14 protein-coding genes and 2 tRNA genes are annotated in these 21,556 nt (G+C 58.7%); 9 read left to right on the plus strand and 7 right to left on the minus strand.

The annotated features are described in order from the left end of the window. The 3 genes from topA to fadB all read right to left on the minus strand — a co-directional run. On the minus strand, positions 1 to 2,024 hold a 2,024-nt coding region (gene topA, locus AAC035_RS05270; protein WP_339800884.1), incomplete at its 3' end, for a type I DNA topoisomerase. A 325-nt stretch (positions 2,025 to 2,349) separates the two neighbouring features. Further along, complete coding sequence (gene fadA, locus AAC035_RS05275) at positions 2,350 to 3,525, minus strand: acetyl-CoA C-acyltransferase FadA (protein ID WP_339800887.1); 1,176 nt, start codon at positions 3,523 to 3,525, stop codon at positions 2,350 to 2,352. A 33-nt stretch (positions 3,526 to 3,558) separates the two neighbouring features. Further along, positions 3,559 to 5,706 carry a fatty acid oxidation complex subunit alpha FadB gene (gene fadB, locus AAC035_RS05280; RefSeq protein ID WP_339800890.1) on the minus strand — a complete coding sequence of 716 codons (2,148 nt, stop codon included), beginning with the start codon at positions 5,704 to 5,706 and terminating at the stop codon, positions 3,559 to 3,561. Positions 5,707 to 6,214: 508 nt separating this feature from the next. On the opposite strand from fadB, the gene AAC035_RS05285 reads away from it, so the two are divergent. Both AAC035_RS05285 and AAC035_RS05290 read left to right on the plus strand, forming a co-directional pair. Beyond that, on the plus strand, positions 6,215 to 7,051 hold the full coding sequence (locus tag AAC035_RS05285) for a hypothetical protein (RefSeq protein ID WP_339800892.1): 837 nt from the start codon (positions 6,215 to 6,217) through the stop codon (positions 7,049 to 7,051). A 224-nt stretch (positions 7,052 to 7,275) separates the two neighbouring features. Then, a complete protein-coding gene (locus AAC035_RS05290; protein WP_339800895.1) occupies positions 7,276 to 7,707 on the plus strand; it encodes a universal stress protein in 432 nt (143 codons plus the stop codon). Positions 7,708 to 7,763: 56 nt separating this feature from the next. Here the strand turns inward: AAC035_RS05290 and AAC035_RS05295 are convergent, their stop codons facing one another. The 3 genes from AAC035_RS05295 to AAC035_RS05305 form a co-directional block, all read right to left on the minus strand. Beyond that, on the minus strand, positions 7,764 to 9,737 hold the full coding sequence (locus AAC035_RS05295) for an ATP-binding cassette domain-containing protein (RefSeq protein WP_339800898.1): 1,974 nt from the start codon (positions 9,735 to 9,737) through the stop codon (positions 7,764 to 7,766). A gap of 3 nt (positions 9,738 to 9,740) precedes the next feature. Further along, the gene (locus AAC035_RS05300) at positions 9,741 to 10,544 is read right to left on the minus strand and encodes an MOSC N-terminal beta barrel domain-containing protein (protein ID WP_339800901.1); all 804 of its coding nucleotides are present in this window, start codon (positions 10,542 to 10,544) and stop codon (positions 9,741 to 9,743) included. A gap of 87 nt (positions 10,545 to 10,631) precedes the next feature. Then, positions 10,632 to 10,707 (minus strand) — tRNA-Gly (locus AAC035_RS05305). A 430-nt stretch (positions 10,708 to 11,137) separates the two neighbouring features. Between AAC035_RS05305 and AAC035_RS05310 the strand changes: the two genes are divergently transcribed. The 4 genes from AAC035_RS05310 (at position 11,138) to AAC035_RS05325 (ending at position 19,320) form a co-directional block, all read left to right on the plus strand. Continuing rightward, on the plus strand, positions 11,138 to 12,232 hold the full coding sequence (locus tag AAC035_RS05310; protein ID WP_339800904.1) for a putative zinc-binding peptidase: 1,095 nt from the start codon (positions 11,138 to 11,140) through the stop codon (positions 12,230 to 12,232). A gap of 19 nt (positions 12,233 to 12,251) precedes the next feature. Beyond that, positions 12,252 to 15,581 (plus strand): transglutaminase family protein, encoded by a 3,330-nt coding sequence (locus tag AAC035_RS05315; protein ID WP_339800907.1) that lies wholly within the window; start codon positions 12,252 to 12,254, stop codon positions 15,579 to 15,581. A gap of 223 nt (positions 15,582 to 15,804) precedes the next feature. Beyond that, a complete protein-coding gene (locus tag AAC035_RS05320) occupies positions 15,805 to 18,324 on the plus strand; it encodes a circularly permuted type 2 ATP-grasp protein (protein WP_339800910.1) in 2,520 nt (839 codons plus the stop codon). A gap of 12 nt (positions 18,325 to 18,336) precedes the next feature. Further along, the gene (locus AAC035_RS05325) at positions 18,337 to 19,320 is read left to right on the plus strand and encodes a transglutaminase family protein (protein ID WP_339800913.1); all 984 of its coding nucleotides are present in this window, start codon (positions 18,337 to 18,339) and stop codon (positions 19,318 to 19,320) included. A 9-nt stretch (positions 19,321 to 19,329) separates the two neighbouring features. Here the strand turns inward: AAC035_RS05325 and AAC035_RS05330 are convergent, their stop codons facing one another. Beyond that, positions 19,330 to 19,935 carry a DUF924 family protein gene (locus AAC035_RS05330; RefSeq protein WP_339800915.1) on the minus strand — a complete coding sequence of 202 codons (606 nt, stop codon included), beginning with the start codon at positions 19,933 to 19,935 and terminating at the stop codon, positions 19,330 to 19,332. A 113-nt stretch (positions 19,936 to 20,048) separates the two neighbouring features. On the opposite strand from AAC035_RS05330, the gene AAC035_RS05335 reads away from it, so the two are divergent. From AAC035_RS05335 to AAC035_RS05345, 3 genes are all read left to right on the plus strand, one after another. Further along, a complete protein-coding gene (locus AAC035_RS05335) occupies positions 20,049 to 20,426 on the plus strand; it encodes a CbiX/SirB N-terminal domain-containing protein (protein WP_339800918.1) in 378 nt (125 codons plus the stop codon). Beyond that, on the plus strand, positions 20,419 to 21,324 hold the full coding sequence (locus AAC035_RS05340; protein ID WP_339800921.1) for a TIGR01777 family oxidoreductase: 906 nt from the start codon (positions 20,419 to 20,421) through the stop codon (positions 21,322 to 21,324). The genes AAC035_RS05335 and AAC035_RS05340 overlap by 8 nt, the downstream gene beginning before the upstream one ends. 156 nt (positions 21,325 to 21,480) lie before the next feature. Beyond that, positions 21,481 to 21,556 (plus strand) — tRNA-Glu (locus AAC035_RS05345).

Genomic DNA, 21,556 nt, shown 5'->3' on the forward strand with positions numbered 1-21,556 from the left:
GGACAGCGGCGCTTCTTGCGCAGCAGGCGGCTTTCGCCCTCGCCCTCCACGTCATCGTCTGCACTGACCACTTCGTCACCGGACACCAGATTGATGGTGGTCTTGCAGCGCTCCTTGGGAGGCAGAGCGTAACCGGAGCAACCCAGGAACACCCCGGTACTGGCAACCCTGATCTGCATGTGACGCCCGCAGGAGGGACATTCGATATCGGTCTCTGTGGGGGTGTTGCCACGCATACCGTCATCGGCTTTTTCGGCCTGGTCAAGCTGCTGCTTGAAACGGGCGTAAAAGTCGTTCAGTACCTTTTTCCACTGGACGTGACCTTCGGCGATTTCGTCCAGTTCGCCCTCCATCCGCGCGGTAAAGTCGTAATCCATCAGGTTCGGGAACGATTCCGACAGTCGACCGGTAACAATGTCGCCCATCTTCTCGGCGTAGAACCGGCGGTTCTGCAACCGCACGTAACCACGATCCTGAATGGTTGAAATAATGGATGCGTAGGTGGAAGGCCGGCCGATACCCTGTTTTTCGAGCTCTTTCACCAGACTGGCTTCGGTATACCGGGGCGCCGGCTTGGTGAAGTGCTGAGTCGGATCCAGTTTTGCCAGCTCCAGTACCTCGCCCACCTTGATATCCGGCAGCGCGATGTCTTCATCTTTTTTGGCGGACTGGGGCGCTGCCTTCAGGAAGCCGTCAAATTTGATGATCCGACCCCGGGTACGCAGCTCGTAATCGCCATTGGCCACCACCACCGACGTACTCAGGAACTCGGCATCGGCCATCTGACAGGCAATGAACTGTCGCCAGATCAGATCGTAGAGCTTCTCGGCGTCTTTCTCGAGGCCGCTGATATCAGCCGGCTTGCGGGACACCTCGGTGGGCCGGATAGCCTCGTGGGCCTCCTGAGCGCCTTCCTTGCTGCCATACAGACGGGGGCTCTCCGGCAGATACTTGTCGCCGAACTGTTTGGCGATAAATTCCCGGCAGCTGGTCACCGCATCCTGACTCAGGTTGGTGGAGTCAGTACGCATATAAGTGATGTAGCCGGCTTCATAGAGCCGCTGTGCCAGCATCATGGTTTTCTTGACGCTGAAGCCCATGCGGTTGCTGGCCGCCTGCTGCAGCGTCGAGGTGATAAACGGCGCCGTGGGACGGGAGCGGGTAGGCTTGTCTTCGCGCTTGGCCACCGCAAAGCTGCCATCCCTGAGGCGGGCAACATGCTCACTGCTCTCGCTTTCATTGACCGGCCGGTAGCCCTTGTCCTGATACCGGGTCACTTCGAACCGGACCGGTTCTTTGGCCTGGGTCGAGGCCAGGTCAGCATGCAGCTGCCAGTATTCCTCGGGCACGAAGATGCGGATTTCCCGCTCCCGCTCGACGATCAGCCGCACCGCCACGGATTGCACCCGACCGGCCGACAAACCTCTGGCCAGCTTGGCCCACAGCAGCGGCGACACCATATAACCCACTACCCGGTCAAGGAATCGCCGGGCCTGCTGGGCGTTGACACGATTGGTGTCGAGAGTGCCGGGGTCCACAAACGCGGCCTGGATGGCACGTTTGGTGATTTCGTTAAACACCACTCGGCGGTACTTTTCCGGTTCGCCGCCAATGGTCTGCTGAAGGTGCCAGGCAATAGCCTCCCCTTCGCGGTCAAGATCCGTCGCCAGGTAGATGTGATCGGCGGTCTTGGCCAGACGTTTGAGCTCGCTGACCACCTTTTCCTTGCCGGGCAGTATCTCGTAGCGGGCTTCCCAGTCGTGATCAGGGTCAACGCCCATGCGCGCCACCAGCTGGTCCCGGGACTTCTTCTTTTTATAGGCGGCTTTCTCTTCCGGTTCCATCTTGCGGGTCAGGGCCGCCAGACGGGCACGCTCTTTGGGGTCGGATGTGGAGCCACTGCCGCTTACCGGCAAGTCCCGTATATGACCAACACTGGATTTGACGATAAAGTCATTACCCAGATATTTATTAATGGTCTTCGCCTTCGCTGGCGACTCGACGATTACGAGACTTTTACCCATATCAGAGACATTACCCCTGCAAACTGTTCGTTAGATACTTCGTGAAATGAGCTGTTCAATAATCCGGCAGCACGGAAGTGAAGCGTGCCAAAACGCTGGAAAACCGCGTCAGACCTGACCGGAGACACTGGCTCACAAAGCTATAGGAGCACTGTTTTACAGTGTCAGCAATTACAAGACAACCCATACTTGGATTTTGCTAAAGCTTTTAGCACAGTTTTTGAAGTAGTGCTGAACGCCCGAAACAAACAAGCCCGGCGAGGCCGGGCTTGTTCTGGGTTTGGCCGGACAACAGCTCCGGCCGCTCTTGAAACAGCTCTCTGAATCAGATCCGTTCCCAGACGGTGGCAATACCCTGCCCCAGGCCGATACACATGGTGGACACACCAAGACTGCCGCCACGAGCCTGCATAATGTTCAGCAGCGTGGTGGAAATCCGGGCACCGGAACATCCCAGCGGATGCCCCAGAGCGATGGCACCACCATTCAGGTTGACCTTCTGCTCCATGACATCGGTCAGCTTGAGATCTTTCAGCACCGGCAGTGACTGCCCGGCAAAGGCCTCGTTCAGCTCCCAGAAGTCGATGTCCTCGATCTTGAGACCTGCCCGTTTGAGGGCCTTTTTGGTGGCCGGAACCGGACCATAACCCATGATGGCAGGGTCCACACCGGCAACCGCCATGGCACGGATCTTTGCGATGGGGGTCAGGCCGAGGGCCTGGGCACGCTCGGCTGACATCAGCAGCATCGCGGAGGCACCGTCGGTGAGCTGTGACGAGGTCCCTGCGGTAACCGTGCCATTTTTCGGATCAAACGCCGGCTTGAGCTGGCCCAAAGATTCCGCCGTGGTTTCAGGACGAATGGTTTCATCGTTCTCGATCAGGGTCATGAAGCCATTGTCGTCATGGCCTTCAATGGGCACGATTTCATTCCTGAAACGCCCTTCCAGCGTTGCCTCGTGGGCAAGGCGGTGGGAGCGGGCGCCGAATTCATCCTGCTGCTGTCGGCTGATACCGTGCATCTTCGCCAGCATTTCTGCGGTGAGGCCCATCATGTTGGAAGCCTTGGCAGAGTACTTGGACGCCGCCGGGTTATGGTCAAAACCTTCGGTCATGGGCACGTGGCCCATGTGTTCAACACCACCGATTACAAAGGTATCGCCGTTACCGGTCATGATGGCCTGAGCCGCCGTGTGAATGGCACTCATGGCTGAACCACACAGCCGGTTTACAGTCTGGGCGCCGGCTTCGTGAGGCACCCTGGTCAACAGGGAGATATGACGGGCAACATTAAAGCCCTGCTCTTTGGTCTGGTTGACACAGCCCCAGATCACATCTTCCACTTCTTTCGGGTCCAGCTTCGGGTTGCGCTCGAACAGCGCATCAATCAACGCCGCCGACAGGTTTTCAGCACGAACGTTGCGGAAGCAACCGTTCTTGGCCCGACCCATCGGACTCCGTACGCAATCCACTACAACAACGTCTCTCGGATTAAGGCTCATAGATCTTTCTCCGTTCGGAAATCTCGGTCAGGGTTAGCCGAAGAATTTTTTGCCATTCTTCGCCATGGCACGCAGTTTCTCTGTCGGGTGATAGAGCGCCCCGAGATCTGCAAACTTGTCGGCCAGTTCAATGAACTTGTCGACACCCATATCATCAATGTAACGCAGCGCACCGCCGCGGAACGGAGGGAAGCCAATACCGTAAATCAGACCCATATCCGCGTCCGCCGGGGATTCGACAATGCCGTCTTCCAGGCAGCGAACGGTTTCCATGCACAGGGGAATCATCATTCGCGCGATAATGTCCTCTTCGCTGAAGTCGTTCTGACTTTTCACGATGGGCTTCAGCAACTTGTACGACTCTTCGTCGACAACTTTCTTCTGCTTGCCCTTACGGTCTTCTTCATAGGCGTAAAAGCCTTTGCCATTCTTCTGGCCGTACCGGTTGTTCTCGTACATCACATCGATGGCTGACTTGTCGTCAGACTTCATGCGGTCCGGGAAGCCTTCTGCCATGACTTCATTGGCGTGCTTGCCGGTGTCCATGCCAACCACGTCCAGCAGATAGGCGGGGCCCATGGGCCAGCCAAACTTTTCCATAACCTTGTCGACCTGCTGGAAATCCGCACCGTCACGAACCAGGCCGGCAAAACCACCGAAATACGGGAACAGCACCCGGTTGACCAGGAAGCCGGGGCAGTTGTTAACCACGATCGGGGTCTTGCCCATGGCCTTGGCATAGGCCACGGTGGTGGCAATGGCACGGTCACTGGTTTTCTCGCCACGGATAACCTCAACCAGCGGCATCATGTGCACCGGATTGAAGAAGTGCATACCGCAGAAATTCTCCGGACGCTTCAGGTTCTTCGCCAGGGTATCAATGGAAATGGTGGAGGTATTGGAGGTGATGATCGCATCCTCACGCACCTGATCTTCCACTTCCCGCAATACCGAATCCTTGACCTTCACGTTCTCGACTACTGCCTCGACCACGATATCAACGTTCTTGAAGTCACCGTAGTTCAGGGTCGGAACAATGTTGTTCAGGGCATCGGCCATCTGTTCCGGCTTCATGCGGCCCTTGGACATGCGCTTGGACAGCAGCTTCTTCGCTTCTTTCAGGCCCAGATCAATACCGTCCTGATTGATGTCCTTCATCAGAATGGGCGTGCCTTTCAGGGCTGACTGGTAGGCAATACCACCACCCATGATGCCGGCACCCAGTACCGCGGCCTGACGCACCGGAGCGGCCTCTTTCTCCCACTCTTTAGCCTTCTTCTTCAGCTCCTGATCGTTCAGGAACAGGCCTACCAGGCAAGCGGCAACGTTGGTCTTGGCCATCTTGGCGAAGCCCCTGGCCTCCACTTCAATGGCCTTGTCACGGGTCAGCATGGAATGCTTCTGCATCACCTTGATGGCTTCGACCGGGGCCGGGTAGTTGCGACCAGCCTGGCCGGCAACAAAGGCCTTGGAGGTCTCGAAGGCCATCATGCTTTCCATATTGTTCAGCTTGATCTTGCCTTTCTTTTCCTCGCGACGGGCAAGATGATCCAGCTTGCCGTCCTGGCACTGGCTGATAATGGCCAGCGCCGCCTCCATCAGTTTGTCTCCGCCAACCACGGCATCAACGGCGCCGGTTTTAAGGGCCTTGTCTGCCCGGTTCTCGGAGCCCATGCAGATCCACTCGATGGTGTAATCCACGCCAATAAGGCGCGACAGACGCACGGTTCCGCCGAAGCCCGGGAAGATACCCAGCTTGACTTCCGGCAGACCCACTTTGGCATTGGTGTCCATGACCCGGAAATCCGTCGCCAGGGCCATTTCGAAACCACCACCCAGAGCCATGCCATTGATCGCGGTCACGGTCGGGAAAGGAAGATCCTCGATGTCACTGAAGACTTCGTTGGCAGTAAGGTTGTTATTGATCAGATCTTCTTCGCTACCGGCGAACAAGTCGGTAAATTCGTTGATGTCGGCACCGACAATAAAACTATCTTTGCCACTGGTCACGACCAGCCCTTTAAGATTGGTCCGGGCCTTGAGCTTGTCGGTCGCCGCTCGCAGTTCCTCAATCGTCAGACGGTTGAACTTGTTGACAGACTCGCCCTGCAAGTCAAAGTTCAGTTGTGCTATGCCGCCTTCGATCTCTTTAACGGTGATGGCTTTACCTTCGTAAATCATCAACTGATCTCCAGTCTTGGTTGAATGCCTCTGCCCGGACCCTCGCGGACCCGGAGTTCCTGGCGGGTTTTCGGTCACTGCCCGAAGTCCGGAAACCGGCAGTTTTCGGGATGGCGCATCATCGCGCCGGAACCTGTGCGAAAACCGGGGGCCGAAATTCATACAGTCGTTTGAATTTGGAGGCCACACGATGTGAAAAATTGACGCACTTGTCAATGAATTTGTTATTTCAGGCACATAGGGGGATCAACGGCAGCAGCCAGAAACCCTCTGAGGATTTACCCTTAACACCCGAGGGGGACTGCAATAATCCGTAAAATTCCTGGAACGGGGTCGCATTCCGGGACAAACAACTTGATCGGTCTTCCCGGTTAATTTAGCTTTGAAAATAGTCCTGGTCCAACTTCCGCCCGACCCTTTGACAGCCCTTACGCCCCATCGGGCAAGCCACGGACGGACCTCACCAGTTACAGAATAATAAAGCGCATCATCTTGGAGTACTGCCCCAATGAACCGAACTCTCCTCCGCCTCCGTTCGTATTGCACCAGTCTTCAGCTCAAAAGCGCACTGCTGGTGCTGACCTTACTGCTGACGTCCATGGCCACCCAGGCAAATGAAGGCTCCTCGTTCCTTCGGGATCTTCACGAATTCCGGATCAATAACTTTATGGCTGTGTCCGCGTACTACCGGTACAGCGCCACCAAAGACAACTCTGCCGATCAGGAAATCCAGCAGGCAATGAGTCGCTCCAACGCCAACATCGGCCGCATCAAGATCAATGCTGTCAACATCCTGTCTCCGGACCAGATCGCTGCACTTGACGCCCAATACACCACCTTCCAGGAGCTGATGCGTCAGAACGTCAGCGATGTCACCGAAATCGGTTACCCTGACCTGCGACTGGTGGGTGAAATGGCGGGCACCGCCAACGCCCTCAGTAACCTGTCAACGGAACTCTACAGTGCTGCCCGGGAAAGCTCACAGACCCCCACCAGCGCCAATGTTGAATCGGCCCGCTCTGCAGCGGTGCTGATGGCGGAAATGCTGTCACGGTATACCGCACGCTCATACTCCCAGGTATCCCAGATTCAGGGTGGTGGTGCCGGCAAGCCTCTGGATGAGCAGGCCAGGGATTTTGACGCTCTTCTTCAGCAGGTTCGTGCCGGCGCCGCTCGCCCCGAACTGAGCGGCCCCCTGGGCGACATCGAATCGAAATGGGAGTTTATCCGCAATTCCTACATCAACTACAACCGCAATAACGTGGTCTTCGTGATCGAACGTTATTCACGGGCGATTCTGGACGAGCTGGACAACACCGTTTCATTGCTGCAGTCCCAGGCCTGATCGCTTCCCCTCAAAGCAGAAACACAAAGCAGAAACACAAAGCGGAGCCAGTGGCTCCGCTTTGTGTTTCTGTGCTTGTTCAATACCGTAACTCCGGCCTTTCCCGGGAAATTTGATCGCTATCAGTTTACAGAAGCGATAAATTGCCTAAAGTACCATTTGATACTGGCCAACTGGCCATACCCGTCAAGCAGGAACTGCCTGCAGCCAAGGAGCAATGAACCATGTCTTCCTATTCCAAGATTCTTGTTGCCGTCGACCTGACAGAAGAAGCCCCTCAGGTTCTCCGCAAGGCCGTTGAAATGGCGAAAGCCTTCAATGCACAGCTGCTACTTGCCCATGTCATTGAGCCCGTTGGCTATGCCTATGGCGGGGATATTCCGATGGATCTGACGGAACTTCAGGATCAGCTCGACAAGGCCGCCCGCGAGCAACTTGCCGCCTATGGCAAGGAATACGACATTCCTGAGGCGAACCAGATTGTGACCGTTGGACGCCCGGAATCGGAGATCCACCACCTCTGTGAAGACCGCGGCGTTGATCTGTGCATCATGGGTAGCCATGGTCGCCGCGGTATCCAGTTGCTGCTGGGTTCGACCGCCAACGGCGTGCTGCACGGCTCCAAGGTGGACGTGCTGGCCATCCGTATACACTAGGATCTGGCATCCCGTCTGGCTAACTCGTTTACCTGATCAGCCAGACGGGACTCTCCTCAGCCATTGTTCTGCATTTCTTCCAGTTCTACCCAGCGGGCCATGGCCCCTTCCAGCTCGGCTTCGGCATCTGATAGCTGTTTTAACACCTGATTGAGCTCATCCGCCTCTTTCTCATAGAAGGCCGGCGATGCAATGGTCTCGTTCAGTTCCTTGATGCGGGACTCCAGGGCTTCCATGGTGGCCGGTAACAACTCCAGTTCCCGCTTGAGCTTATAGCTGAGCTTGACGGTCTTCGCCGCTTCCGCCGGTTTTACCGATGAGTCCGCCGTGGTTTCGGTAACCGCTACGACCGGTGTCACACCACTGACTGCGCCTTTGCCTGCGGTCTTTGCGGCGGACTTGCCGCGGTTCTTCGGGCCGGCTTCCGAGGCCTCCGAAGGGAAACGACCGCCCTGCCGGCGCCAGTCCGTGTAGCCACCCACGTACTCACGAACCCTGCCGCTGCCGTCAAGGAACAGGGTATCTGTGGCAATGTTGTCCAGAAATTCCCGGTCGTGACTGATCACGATGACCGTTCCGGCAAACTCCACCAGACGCTCCTCCAGCAGTTCCAGAGTTTCCACATCCAGATCGTTGGTAGGTTCGTCCAGTACCAGGATGTTGGCCGGCTTGCTGAACAGCTTGGCCAGCAGCAAGCGGGCACGCTCTCCGCCGGAAAAGACACTGACCGGAGAGCGGGCACGTTCCGGAGCAAACAGGAATTCCTGCAGGTACCCCAGAACGTGCTTTTGCTGACCGTTGATCTCGATGAACTCACGGCCCTCGGACAGGTTATCCAGTGCATTCCGTTTCAGGTCCAGCTCACCCCGGAGCTGATCGAAGTAGGCCACTTCCCGGTTGGTACCAAGGCGGATTTCGCCTGCGGTAGCCTCAAGATCTCCCAGCAACAGGCGCACCAGGGTCGTCTTGCCGGTGCCGTTTTCACCGACCAGGCCAATCTTGTCACCCCGCATGATGGTCATGTTGAGGTCACGGATGACGTTGGTACCATCCGGGTAGCTGAACTCAGCGTGTTTCGCTTCAACCACCAGCCGCCCTGAGCGGGCTGCATCTTCAACGCTGAAGCTTGCGGTACCACTACGCTCGCGGCGCTGGCGACGCTCTTCCCGCATGGCCTTGAGCGCACGGACCCGACCCATGTTACGGGTACGACGGGCCTTGATGCCCTGCCGTATCCAGGCCTCTTCCTGTTTCAGGCGCTTGTCGAACAACGCATTCTGGCGTTCTTCCTCTTCCAGCGCTTTTTCTTTCAGGTCGAGGTATTTGTCATAACTGGCGGCGAAGCTCACCAGCTGGCCACGATCCAGCTCCACCACCCGGGTGGCCATCCGGCGAATAAACGCACGGTCGTGACTGACAAAGACAATAGCGCCCCGGAACTGGCTGAGCGCATCCTCAAGCCAGGCGATAGCCGGTACATCCAGATGGTTGGTTGGCTCATCCAGCATCAGTATATCCGGCTCGGCCACCAGAGCCCGGGCCAGCAGCACACGACGCTGCCAGCCGCCGGAAAGGGTATTCAGGGTCTGGTCCGGATTAATCCGGTATTGCTCCAGAATATTGCTCACTTTCTGATCGAGCCGCCAGCCATCGAGAGACTCCAGGCGCTCCTGAACTTTCATCATCCGGTCAAGGCTGGCTTCATCTCCCTGTTGCGCCAGGTGGTGGAATTCCACCAGCAACTCCCCGGTTTCAGGAAACGCACCGGCAACCACATCGTAGGCCGTGCGGGTATCGTGAGATGGCAGATTCTGGGGCAGCACCGCCAGGGTCGCGCCACTTTCAAGGCGGACGACGCCGGCGTCCGGAGTGACCTCACCGGAAATGATCTTGAGCAGAGTGGACTTGCCCTCACCATTGCGACCAAGCAGACACACCCGTTCGCCCGGTTCGACAAAAAGCGAAGCGTTGTCCAGCAACGGGTGTACACCAAAAGCGAGGGAGATTCCCTCAAGGGTAAGCAACGGCATAGCTCAGAACATCTCCTTGGAATGAATCACGCGTACGGTATCACCGATCCGCAGCAGACCTGCACCCTGATGAACGGCGTTAACACCAAACATCACACCGTCAGCTGTGCGCCGGAACGAGGCAAGGGTTTTAAGGGGTTCGCCATCTTCCGCCCGCACCGCCGTGTCGGGATCGACCGTAATCATTACGCATCGGGAACAGGGCGTCACCAGGTTAACACGGGCCTCTCCTATGGCCAGCTGCTGCCAGCCATCTTCCGCCCAGGGTTCGGCCCCCTCAATAACAATATTGGGCCTGAAACGCCGCATTTCCACGGCCCTGGCAAGGCGCAGGTTCAGGTCATTCAGTGAGGCGGTTGTGGTTACCAGAAAAGGGAAACCGTCCGCGAAGCTCACCGGATGCAGGCTTGTCAGACCTGGCGCCCTTGCATGCCGGAATGCAGCGTCCGGCATGTAGACCAGCTCCACCGGCATGCCCAGAAAACGACTGAGCGCCTCCGCCGGTCCCGGCTGCGCCACCAGAGCTTCGGCCTGATCCTGCCAGACACTGACCGTTCGCCAGCGGGGACCAGGCTCAACGGCATGGTCGCCCTCACCGGGAACTGCAATCCGTAACACCTGAGCTTCGATGCGGGGAATCACAAGCGCCAGCGCCGGAACCTTGCGCTGGGTGACAAAACGTCCGTCGGCACTGACCACCATCCAGCGACGGTCCTGTGCCGGACCGAATTTGTCCAGCTCAAATGACTCGACAGCCATGCCCGGCAGGGATTTTATGGGATACAGCCAGAGAGAGTGGATGTTCATGGTGGCAAAGTGCTCCGTATACCCAAATCAAAACCAGCTGCCCTGAACGAAAAAACCCGGCCGTATGAGGGCCGGGTTTTCGGGATCTGGAGCGGGAAACGAGATTCGAACTCGCGACCCCAACCTTGGCAAGGTTGTGCTCTACCAACTGAGCTATTCCCGCTGATTGTTGCAGAAGACGTTGCCTCTCAACGGCTGCGTATTCTACGGATATGTTTTCGGCCGTCAACTTCTTTTTAAACTTTGATGACAGAGTTGTGCAAACGGCCCTTTTGCCACGGCTGTTCGGCAACGCCAGCCGACAGTGCCGGTGATACCAGGCCGCCTTCCCGGATGAACAGGCCTTGACAGAAAATCCGCGTATTACCAGCGTCGCAACTCTGGTATGGCAGCCCTGGCCGATAAGGAGGGCGTTATCGTGACGTATCCTTTTAGGCAAACACGACACTACGCCCACATCACTTCAAAAAGTTCATCGCGCCTTACCCCCGGTTGCGTTACGCTGGATTCCGACAATACTGAGGAGGTATCAACCTGGCTCGGCATTTGTTTTCCCCCCGATCAGAAAGGACATACCCTCCGGGAGTCCGAAAATGAAACTTTTTCGCTGCACAAATTGCGGAAACGCTCTCTACTTCGAGAATACGCAATGTAACCGTTGTGGGGCGGCACTCGGCTATTCTCCCCGCAGCCGCTCGTTACTGGCTATAGAGCCTGTTGGCGGGGTTTTATGGAAAGACCAGGCCAGCAACAATCACTACCGGCTGTGTGGCAATTATTCCCAGTATCAGGTCTGCAACTGGCTGGTACCTGCGGAAGAATCCGCACCCTACTGCCTGTCCTGTCGCCTCAACCATATGATTCCGGACCTCAGCATCAGCCACAATCTGAACCTCTGGCACACCCTGGAAGTGGACAAACGACGGCTGGTGTACTCGCTGCTACGGCTAGGCCTGCCGGTGTACCCGAAACAGGCCAACGGAGACATGGGGCTGGCCTTTGATTTTCTTGCAGATCAGGCTCCGGTTTTCAACGAACGGGAACGGGTAATGACCGGCCACGACAACGGGCTTATCACGCTCAATATTGCCGAGGCTGATCCCGCCATCCGCGCCGCGACCCGGGACGATATGGCCGAGCCCTATCGCACCGTTCTGGGACACTTCCGGCACGAATCCGGGCACTACTACTGGGATCGCCTGATTCGTAACAGCCCCTGGCTGGACCCTTTCCGCCAGCTGTTCGGCAATGAGGAGCGTGACTATAACCAGGCTCTGCAGCAGCATTACAGCCAGCCACCGGTGCCGGGCTGGCAGCAGAATTATGTCAGCCACTATGCAGCCAGCCACCCGTGGGAGGACTGGGCGGAAAGCTGGGCACATTATCTGCATATGGTGGATACACTGGAGACCGCTCACCAGTTCAACCTGAGCCTGAAACTGGACGATGAAGGCAGCCTTCCGTCGAGAACCTCAGTGAGCTTTGATCCCTACTACCAGACGGAGTTCGACCCCCTGATCGAGCACTGGATGCCACTGACGCTTGCACTGAACAGCCTCAATCGCAGCATGGGGCACGATGACGCCTATCCGTTTGTACTGGCGCCCATGGTTATCGAAAAGCTGCGGTTCATCCATCAGGTCATAGACTGTACCCGCCAGGGAATCCCGGCGCCGGATTTCCATTGAAGGAGTGCACAGACGCACCATGTCCATTCACGTAGCCCTGACCCACGAAACCCGTTACCACTACGACCGTGCGGTAACGCTCGGGCCCCAGATTGTACGCTTGCGTCCCTGTCCCCATAGCCGTACACGGATTCTCAGCTATTCCCTTAACGTGGGCCCCGAGGGGCATTTCGTCAACTGGCAACAGGACCCCCAGGCCAATTACCTGGCACGACTGGTGTTCCCCGAGAAAACCACATCGTTCAGTGTCACCGTTGATCTGGTGGCCGAAATGACGGTGATCAATCCTTTTGACTTCTTTCTGGAGCCCGGCGCCGAGCAGATTCCGTTCAGCTATGAAGACTGGCAACAGGTCGAGCTGGCGCCCTATTTCAAAACGCTGCCAGTCGAGGATGACAGCCTGTTCCGGGAGTGGCTGAACAGTATTGATCTGACACCTGCCGCCAGTGTCGATTTTCTGGTGGCGCTGAATCAGCGCCTGTATGAACGGGTCAGCTACCTGATCCGCATGGAGCCCGGGGTGCAAACGCCGGAAGAAACCCTCCAGAACACCTCCGGTTCCTGCCGTGACTCTGCCTGGCTGCTGGTGCAAACGCTGCGCCACATCGGGCTGGCGGCACGTTTTGTGTCTGGTTACCTGATTCAGCTGACGGCTGATCAGCCATCGCTGGACGGCCCCTCCGGGCCTAAGGAGGATTTCACCGATCTTCATGCCTGGTGTGAAGTCTATCTCCCCGGTGCCGGCTGGGTAGGACTCGACCCCACCTCCGGGCTGTTTGCAGGCGAGGGCCACATTCCCCTCGCCTGCACTCCGGAGCCCTACTCCGCCGCGCCGGTTTCCGGAGCGGTGGAACACTGTGAGGTGTCTTTCGAGCACCATATGGCCGTCAGCCGGATCCTGGAAACGCCCCGGGTGACAAAGCCCTACAGCGACCATCAGTGGCGTGACATTGAACAGCTGGGCCACCGCATCGACGAACAGCTGCAGGAGCTGGATGTCAGGCTGACCCAGGGCGGTGAGCCTACCTTCGTTTCCATTGACGACCGTGACGGCGACGAGTGGAACACCGAGGCCCTGGGGCCCACCAAACGCCTGCTGGCGTCGGACCTGTTTCACCGTATGCGCAAACGTTATGGCGCCCGCGGGCTGGTCCATTTTGGTCAGGGCAAGTGGTACCCCGGCGAGCAGTTGCCGCGCTGGTCCATGAACTGTTACTGGCGCCGGGATGGCGAGCCTATCTGGCAGAACCCGGCGTTGATTGCCGACGAACGCACGCCCGGAACGGCCACTGAAGAAACCGCGCGGCTCTTTATCGGGCAGCTGGCAACAACCCTCGGCCTGACGCCGGAAGCCTGCTTTCCGGCGCTGGAAGACGCTTTCTATTACCTGTGGAAAGAGCGCCAGCTGCCGGTCAACGTGGATCCGCTCGACTCAAAGCTCGCGGACCCCATGGAACGCAAGCGGCTGCAGCATATTTTCAGCCGCGGCCTGGACACCGCTACCGGCCACGTGCTGCCACTGGCCATCGATGCCACAACAAAAACCTGGCGTACCGGCCGCTGGTTTCTCAGAGACGAGCATTGCTACCTGACGCCGGGCGACTCCCCCGTGGGCTACCGGCTGCCGCTGGATTCCCAACCCTGGGTAAGGGATGAGGACTACCCCTGGATACACAGCCCCGACCCGTTTGTTCAGCACAAGCCGCTGCCCGCTGCCGGCAACCTGAACCATTCTGGTCGCAAGCCCGTTGCGGGCGCAGCTGTGGAACACCCCCCTGAAGCCGGCAAATCCGCCCCCGATGTGGTCCGCACTGCACTGTGCACAGAGGCCCGTGGCGGCATTCTGTATGTGTTCATGCCACCGGTGGAAGAACCGGAGCACTATCTGGCGCTGATCAGCGCTATCGAGTCGGTGGCGACGACACTGAACCAGCCAGTTCTGATTGAAGGCTATGAGCCCCCGGCGGATTCCCGGTTACGTCACTTCCGGCTGACCCCGGATCCGGGTGTGATCGAAGTCAACGTGCATCCGGCCCATAGCTGGGATGAACTGGTCGAGCAGACCACCAGCCTCTATGACGACGCCTTTCAGAGCCGCCTCAGTACTGAAAAATTCATGATGGATGGCCGTCATACCGGCACCGGTGGCGGTAACCATTTCGTGTTGGGGGGTGCCACTGCGGCGGATTCGCCATTCCTCAGGCGACCGGACCTGCTGCGCAGCCTGGTCAGTTACTGGCATAACCATCCCAGCCTGTCCTATCTGTTTTCCGGAATGTTTATTGGCCCCAGCTCCCAGGCTCCGCGCCTGGACGAAGCCCGCAACGACAGCCTGTTCGAGATTGAACTGGCGTTCCGCGAGATGCAGCGCCTGTGCCCGCCCCCGGTTAACGGGGAGGCCCTGACCGCGCCCTGCTCACCCTGGCTGGTGGACCGGATCCTCAGGGACCTGCTCACCGACATGACCGGCAACACCCACCGCGCCGAATTCTGTATCGACAAGCTTTACTCACCGGACAGCGCCACCGGGCGCCTGGGCTTGCTGGAGCTGAGAGCCTTCGAGATGCCGCCCCACGCCCGCATGAGCCTGACCCAGCAGCTTTTGCTGCGGGCACTGGTGGCACGATTCTGGGCAACCCCCTACCATCCTGACAAACTGGCCAGATGGGGCACTGAACTGCACGATCGCTTCCTGTTGCCGCATTTTATCTGGCAGGATTTTCAGGATGTTATCGAAGACACCACGAGCGCAGGCTTTCCATTGCAGGCCAGCTGGTTTGCGCCGCACCTGGAGTTCCGTTTTCCGGTACTGGGCAACTATGAGGTCAGTGGCATCCATCTGGAACTGCGCAGCGCTCTGGAACCCTGGCATGTCACCGGTGAGCAAGGCGCCACCGGCGGCACCGCCCGCTACGTGGATTCGTCCCTGGAACGATTGCAGGTAAAGCTGTCAGGTGCCGCGTCAGACCGTTACCAGCTCCGCTGTAACGGAGTGCCGGTGCCCTTGCACAACACCGGCACGGTGGGCGAATTTGTGGCCGGTGTCCGCTACCGGGCCTGGCAGCCCCCTACCTGTCTGCACCCGACGATTGAAATCGATGCGCCCCTGGTGTTTGACCTGGTGGACACCTGGAATCAGCGCAACCTCGGAGGCTGTCAGTACCATGTCACACACCCCGGTGGGCGCAGCTTTGAAACGCTGCCGGTAAACGCCTTCGAAGCGGAAAGCCGGCGCATGTCCCGATTTTTCCGCATGGGCCACAGCCCCGGCAAAGCCGTCGGCGACGCCCTTCAAAAACCGGAGATCAACCCGGAATTCCCGTTTACCCTTGACCTGCGGCGCCACTGAACAGCGAACCGACGATACCAGTGCGCAGCGGGAGACCGTCGCCTGTGCCAGCAGAATTCGCCGGTTCCCGGTGCTGCCGGGCTATGCCGGGCCCTGTCCGGTGCGCTATCGTGGGTGACCGACTGTCGCTTCCGTGGCAGTGGCCCACGCCAGGCGGGCCCTGCACCGAAGGTCTGTTGTTCCGATAACCAGAAGCCTTCCCTGGCGGGAAACCTTCAGCAGAGTGAATTTCGTAACCGTGCCGTCAGATTTCAAACTGCCATCCATCCTCGAAAATTATCGGCCGGTATCCGGGCGTTTCGATGAACTGCTGAACGATCAGAACCGAATCGGTAAACACTGGCAGCCGTTTTTCCGGCAGCTGGGACAAACCACCACGGATACACTGGATCAGAAAGCCCAGTCGGTAGCGGCCGCCATTGCCGCCGACGGCGTCACCTATAATGTTTATGACGACCCCCGCGGTATTGCACGCCCCTGGGAGGTGGACCTGCTGCCACTGGTCCTGCAGGCCACCGAATGGGATCAGCTGGCGGCAGCGGTTGCCCAGCGCGCGACGCTGCTCGACAAGGTGCTGGCGGACCTCTACGGGCCCCAGTCCCTGCTCACCGAGGGTCTTTTGCCGCCAGCTCTGGTATTTGGCCAGCCCGGTTTCAAATGGCCCTGCCAGGGGGTTACGCCGCCCGGTGGCCGCTACCTGCATTTCTATGCAGTCGATCTTGCCCGCTCTCCCGACGGCCACTGGTGGGTTATTGCCGACCGGACCCAGGCACCCTCCGGTGCAGGCTATGCACTGCAGAACCGCATGGTTATTTCCCGGGCTTTTCCTTCCGCTTTCCACAGCCTGCCGGCCCGAAATCTGGCGGATTTTTTCCGGGACCTGCAAGGTCATCTCAGTGAACACGCGCCCAGCGGACCGGATACCCCCCTGTGCGTGCTGCTGACCCCGGGACGTTACAACGAAACCTATTTCGAGCATGTATTTCTGGCCCGTCACCTGGGCTTCCCCCTGGTCGAAGGTCAGGACCTGACGGTCAGAAACGACACCGTGTACCTGAAAACACTTCAGGGCCTGCGCCAGATTCATGTCATCTTCCGACGCCTTGATGATGGCTTCTGTGATCCGCTGGAGCTGCGCGCTGATTCTGTGCTGGGGGTTCCGGGCCTGCTGGGCGCCGTTCGTGCCGGAAAAGTGCTGGTTGCCAACGCCCTCGGCAGCGGGCTTATGGAAAGCGCCGCGATGTTCGGCTTCCTGCCCGGAATTGCCGAACGCCTGCTGGGTGAACCGCTGACCATGCCGTCAGTGGCAACCTGGTGGTGTGGTGAACCTCCGGCCCTGGAATGGGTTGTTGAGCATCTGGATGAACTGGTCATCAAGCCCTCCTACCCCGGCACCGGTACTGAACCGGTTTTCGGTCATCAGCTCAAAGGCCGCAACCGCGAAGCATTGATCGAACAGATCCGGGCCCAGCCCCACGCCTACGTCGCCCAGGAATGGGTTCGCCTGTCCCAGGCACCGGTGTGGCGCCGGGACTCACAGCAGCCCCTTGCCGCCCGTTCCATCGGCCTGCGGTTATTTGCTGCCGCCACCGCCGACGGCTACACCGTGATGCCCGGCGCCCTCACCCGGGTCGCGTCCCGGGATGGCGCTGAAGTAATTTCCATGCAGCGGGGCGGTTTGTCCAAGGACACCTGGGTGGAAGCCCGTCGCCCGGCCCGAAGAGTGCCGTTGACCAAGCCCCGGCTCAGTATTGATGACCTGCTGACCTCCGAGCGTGACACACCCTCCCGGGTTGGCGAGAATCTGTTCTGGATGGGGCGTCACAGCGAACGCTCCGAGATGACCTCGCGGATTCTGCGGGCGGCCTTTACCCGGCTGGCAACCAATGATGAAGAATCCGAGGAGGCCCTCACCGGACTTCGCGCCGCCGGGCGGCGCCTTGGCATTCTGCCCCCACTCGCACCGAAGGCGAAGCCGGAAGTGGGCGCCAGCGGTCTGCTGGAAGCCCTCATCAATCGCGACCAGCCGGGCTCACTGGCCTACTGCCTGCAGGCACTTGCGCTGAACGCCAGTCAACTCCGGGACCGGCTGTCCACCGATAACTGGCATCTGCTGAGCCGGCTGGAACTGCCGCTCCAGAGCCGGCCATCCACGCCGGATAAAGCCATCGGCGCCCTCAATCAGGTGATCCTAGACTGTATTTCGCTGGGGGGCTTCGCCATGGACGACATCACCCGGGATGCCGACTGGTGTTTCCTGATTGCCGGACGCCGGCTGGAGCGCCTGATCAATCTCTGCAGCCTGCTTCAGGTTCCCCTGCAGGCCAAAGAGCAGCAGCGGGACACCATGCTGGAATGGCTGCTGGAAGTCACCAACTCGTCCATCACCTATCGCACCCGCTACCGCCGGGCGCCGGAACTGCTGCCGGTGCTGCATCTGTTGATTACAGACCGGTCCAATACCCATGCCGTGGCCTTTCAGATCGTACAACTGCAACGGGATCTGCCCGAAATCGCCAATGCCACGCGCCAGTTACTGCCTCCGGATATCGAGCTGGCAGCGCAATCACTGCAGCAGCTGGATCTGCGTCCATTTGCGGAGCCCGGTGCTGACCAGGCCTGCGAACAGCTGGCCACAACACTGGGCGAAATTATCAGGGTATGCTACAACGTCGCGGAACAGATCCAGCGTCAGAGTTTCAGTCACACCGCAGGCCAGCGTACCCGCTGGAATCCGGCCTGAGGACCAGCGACCATGTACTCAAGCCGTTATCACGTTCGCCACGAAACCACTTACGAATACCTGCATCCGGTCAGTGAGTCCCACCACCTGCTGCGACTGACACCCCGCGACCTGCCCTGGCAGCAGTGCCTCGATCACCGGCTACTGATTGATCCGCAGCCGGATCTGCAACGCACCTTTGTTGACAGCTTTGGCAACCATATTACAGCCATCCAGTTCCTGACCGATCACAACCGCCTGGAGGTGAGCAGTGAGTGCTGGGTTGATCTTGCACCCCGACCGACAGTTGAGCCCGGGCCCGCAGGTCAGAGCTGGGAGCAGGTCCGGGATCAGCTCCGCTATCAGGCCGGCCATCCCATGGCGGGTGACACCTTGCAGGCGGCCGCCTTCCGCTTCAGCTCTCCCCTGATTCCCACAGGCCAGCAGTACGGCAGCTTTACGCCGGACCGCAGGTTAACGGAGGCCTGCCAGGATCTGATGTTGCGGATTTACCAGGAATTCACCTTCGACAATGAAGCCACCGACGTATCAACCCCGGTGGCCAGCGTACTGAAACAGAAACGGGGGGTTTGCCAGGACTTCGCCCATCTGATGATTGCCTGCCTGCGGTCACTGGGACTCGCCGCCAGGTACGTCAGCGGGTATCTGCTGACCAACCCGCCGGCCGGAGAGGCCCGGCTGGTAGGCGCTGACGCCACCCATGCCTGGGTGAGCGTATTTGTACCCGGAGCGGGCTGGCTGGAGTTCGATCCCACCAACGGAGTTACTCCGGACCATGCCCATATCATTCTGGGCTGGGGACGGGATTTTTCCGATACCACCCCCATGCGGGGGGTGCTGCTGGGTGGCGGGGAACACAAACTGGATATCGCGGTTACTGTGGTGCCGGAGGCCGAGTTTGAGCTGATTTATGATCAGGGCGACACCCTGCTGACGAAACCCGAGGGGCTTGCGGCTAACCCTGCCGTACAGACACCATCAGCGGTCAACCGCTGATGGTTGCATTTACTGACCGTAGCGGGCACCGCCATCCTTCAGATAGCGGGCCTCTTCCTCGCTAGAGGATCGTTTCAGCAGACGATTCCTGTGGGGAAAGCGACCAAAGCGCTGAATCACCATCTGGTGATCCCGCGCCGACTCGGTAAAGCTTTCCAGAAATACCCTAAGCGGACCGGATTCACTGGCCGCCAACTGCTGGTAACAGGCAACGGATCTTGCCTGCAGGTCGGCTTTCTCTGAATGTTGCAGTGGCATGTAGAAGAACGCCCGCTGGATTGGCAGCAGTGATTGGTCTGCGCCTTCGTCCAGACCCTCGAGGCACAGCCTGACAGCCTGCCGGTCATTGCTGAAGGCCAGGCCACCACCCCGGTAGATCTGCCGGGTGAACTGGTCCAACAGGATAATTTCTGCCAGGCGTCCTCCCGGCTGGGCGCGCCAGTGCTCCAGACCGTTTTCGGAGGCAAGCAACACCAGCGACATGAACCGTCGGCGAATCTCCTGATCAAAGGCCCGGCTGGCGCGAAACCAGCGTTCCCGATGATGCTGGTCGGGGATCCCGTGATCATCGAGTTCACCAAACCAGAAATCCAGTAGCTCATACCATGCGAACATAACAGACTGACCCAGTAAGAAATGACCCTCTGGACAACATCACTCATTCATTTGAGTGCCCCTAGCAGCGACTATACACTGAACCTAGCGTCAGTATCAGGAGACTCAGATTCATGGCCGATCAGACACGGATTATCCTGCTTGCCCACGGCAGCAGCGATCAACGCTGGTGTAAAACCTTCGAGGATCTGGCTGAGCCCACACTCAAGGCGGTGCCCGAGGCCAGGGTTGCCTATATGGAGTTGAGCCAGCCATCTCTCGAAGACGAAGTAGCCGCTGCTGCTGCCGCCGGTATCAATGAGATCCGGATATTGCCACTGTTTCTTGCTGCCGGCCGGCACCTGCGCAAGGACGTGCCGGAGATGCTGGACACCTACCGGGCGAAGTATCAGCTGGACATCAGCCTGATGCCCCCCATCGGCAATGATCCGAGGCTTGGATTCGCCCTTCGCGATATCGCCCGCGATCTGCTGGAGCAGGACCATGACTGAACGAAATCTGCTTATTACCGGAGGCACCGGATTTATTGGCCAGGATCTTTGCCCTGCACTGATCCGCAAGGGGTATCAGCTTACCGTACTGAGCCGAAAGACCGAGTCCGAAGTCAGGGCTCTGTGCGGCAGGGTCACCGCCATCAGCGCGTTGACTGACATTCCTGCTGACCAGACCTTTTCCGGTGTCATTAATCTTGCCGGTGAAGGTATTGCCGATAAACGCTGGACCGAGGCACGCAAAAAGGCCCTCAGGGACAGCCGTATCGCCCTGAGCCGTGAACTTGTTACCGTGTTGCTCAGCCGGGAAACCCTGCCGCAGGTTGTTATTTCAGGATCGGCTGTGGGCTACTACGGAGCTCAGGGTAGTGAACCGGTCAATGAGAACACCGTGCCCCACGACGAATTTGCCCATCAGCTGTGCCGGGACTGGGAACAAGCAGTATCGCCGCTTGCCAGCAAGGGTGTGCGGCTGTGCCTGTCGAGAACCGGGCTGGTGGTTGGTGCCAATGGTGGCTTTCTCGAGCGCATGGCGCTGCCATTCAAACTTGGTCTCGGTGGCAGAATCGGCAGCGGTCATCAATACATGCCCTGGGTGCACCGTGACGATGTTGTCGGCGCCATTATCTGGATGCTGGAAAACACGCAAACTTCGGGGCCCTACAATGTGGTCAGCCCGGCGCCGGTCACCAATCGGGAATTTACCAGCACTCTTGGCAAGGTGCTGCGCCGACCCGTACTGTTCCCGGTGCCCGAAGTCATTCTCAGATTAGCGCTGGGGGAAATGTCGGATCTGCTGTTGACCGGCCAGCGCGCCGTGCCTGAAAAGCTGCTGGCCGAAGGCTATCAGTTTGTCTGGCCAGAACTCGAACCGGCACTGAAGCAGGCCCTGAGGTAATCGGTCGGTCGGATAACGGCCCCGGAACAGAAACCGCCCCGGGGTCGCCAATACCTCAGCAACCGGTTTTTATATTTTTCGGGCAAAACGGTTGACAGCAGAAGGGCACATTCTTAATATACGCGCCACCTCGACGAGGCACAGGTTTACCGATGCGTCCCCTTCGTCTAGTGGCCTAGGACTCCGCCCTTTCACGGCGGCAACAGGGGTTCGAACCCCCTAGGGGACGCCA

The sequence above is a fragment of the uncultured Marinobacter sp. genome, assembly GCF_963974375.1.
Lineage (GTDB): Bacteria > Pseudomonadota > Gammaproteobacteria > Pseudomonadales > Oleiphilaceae > Marinobacter.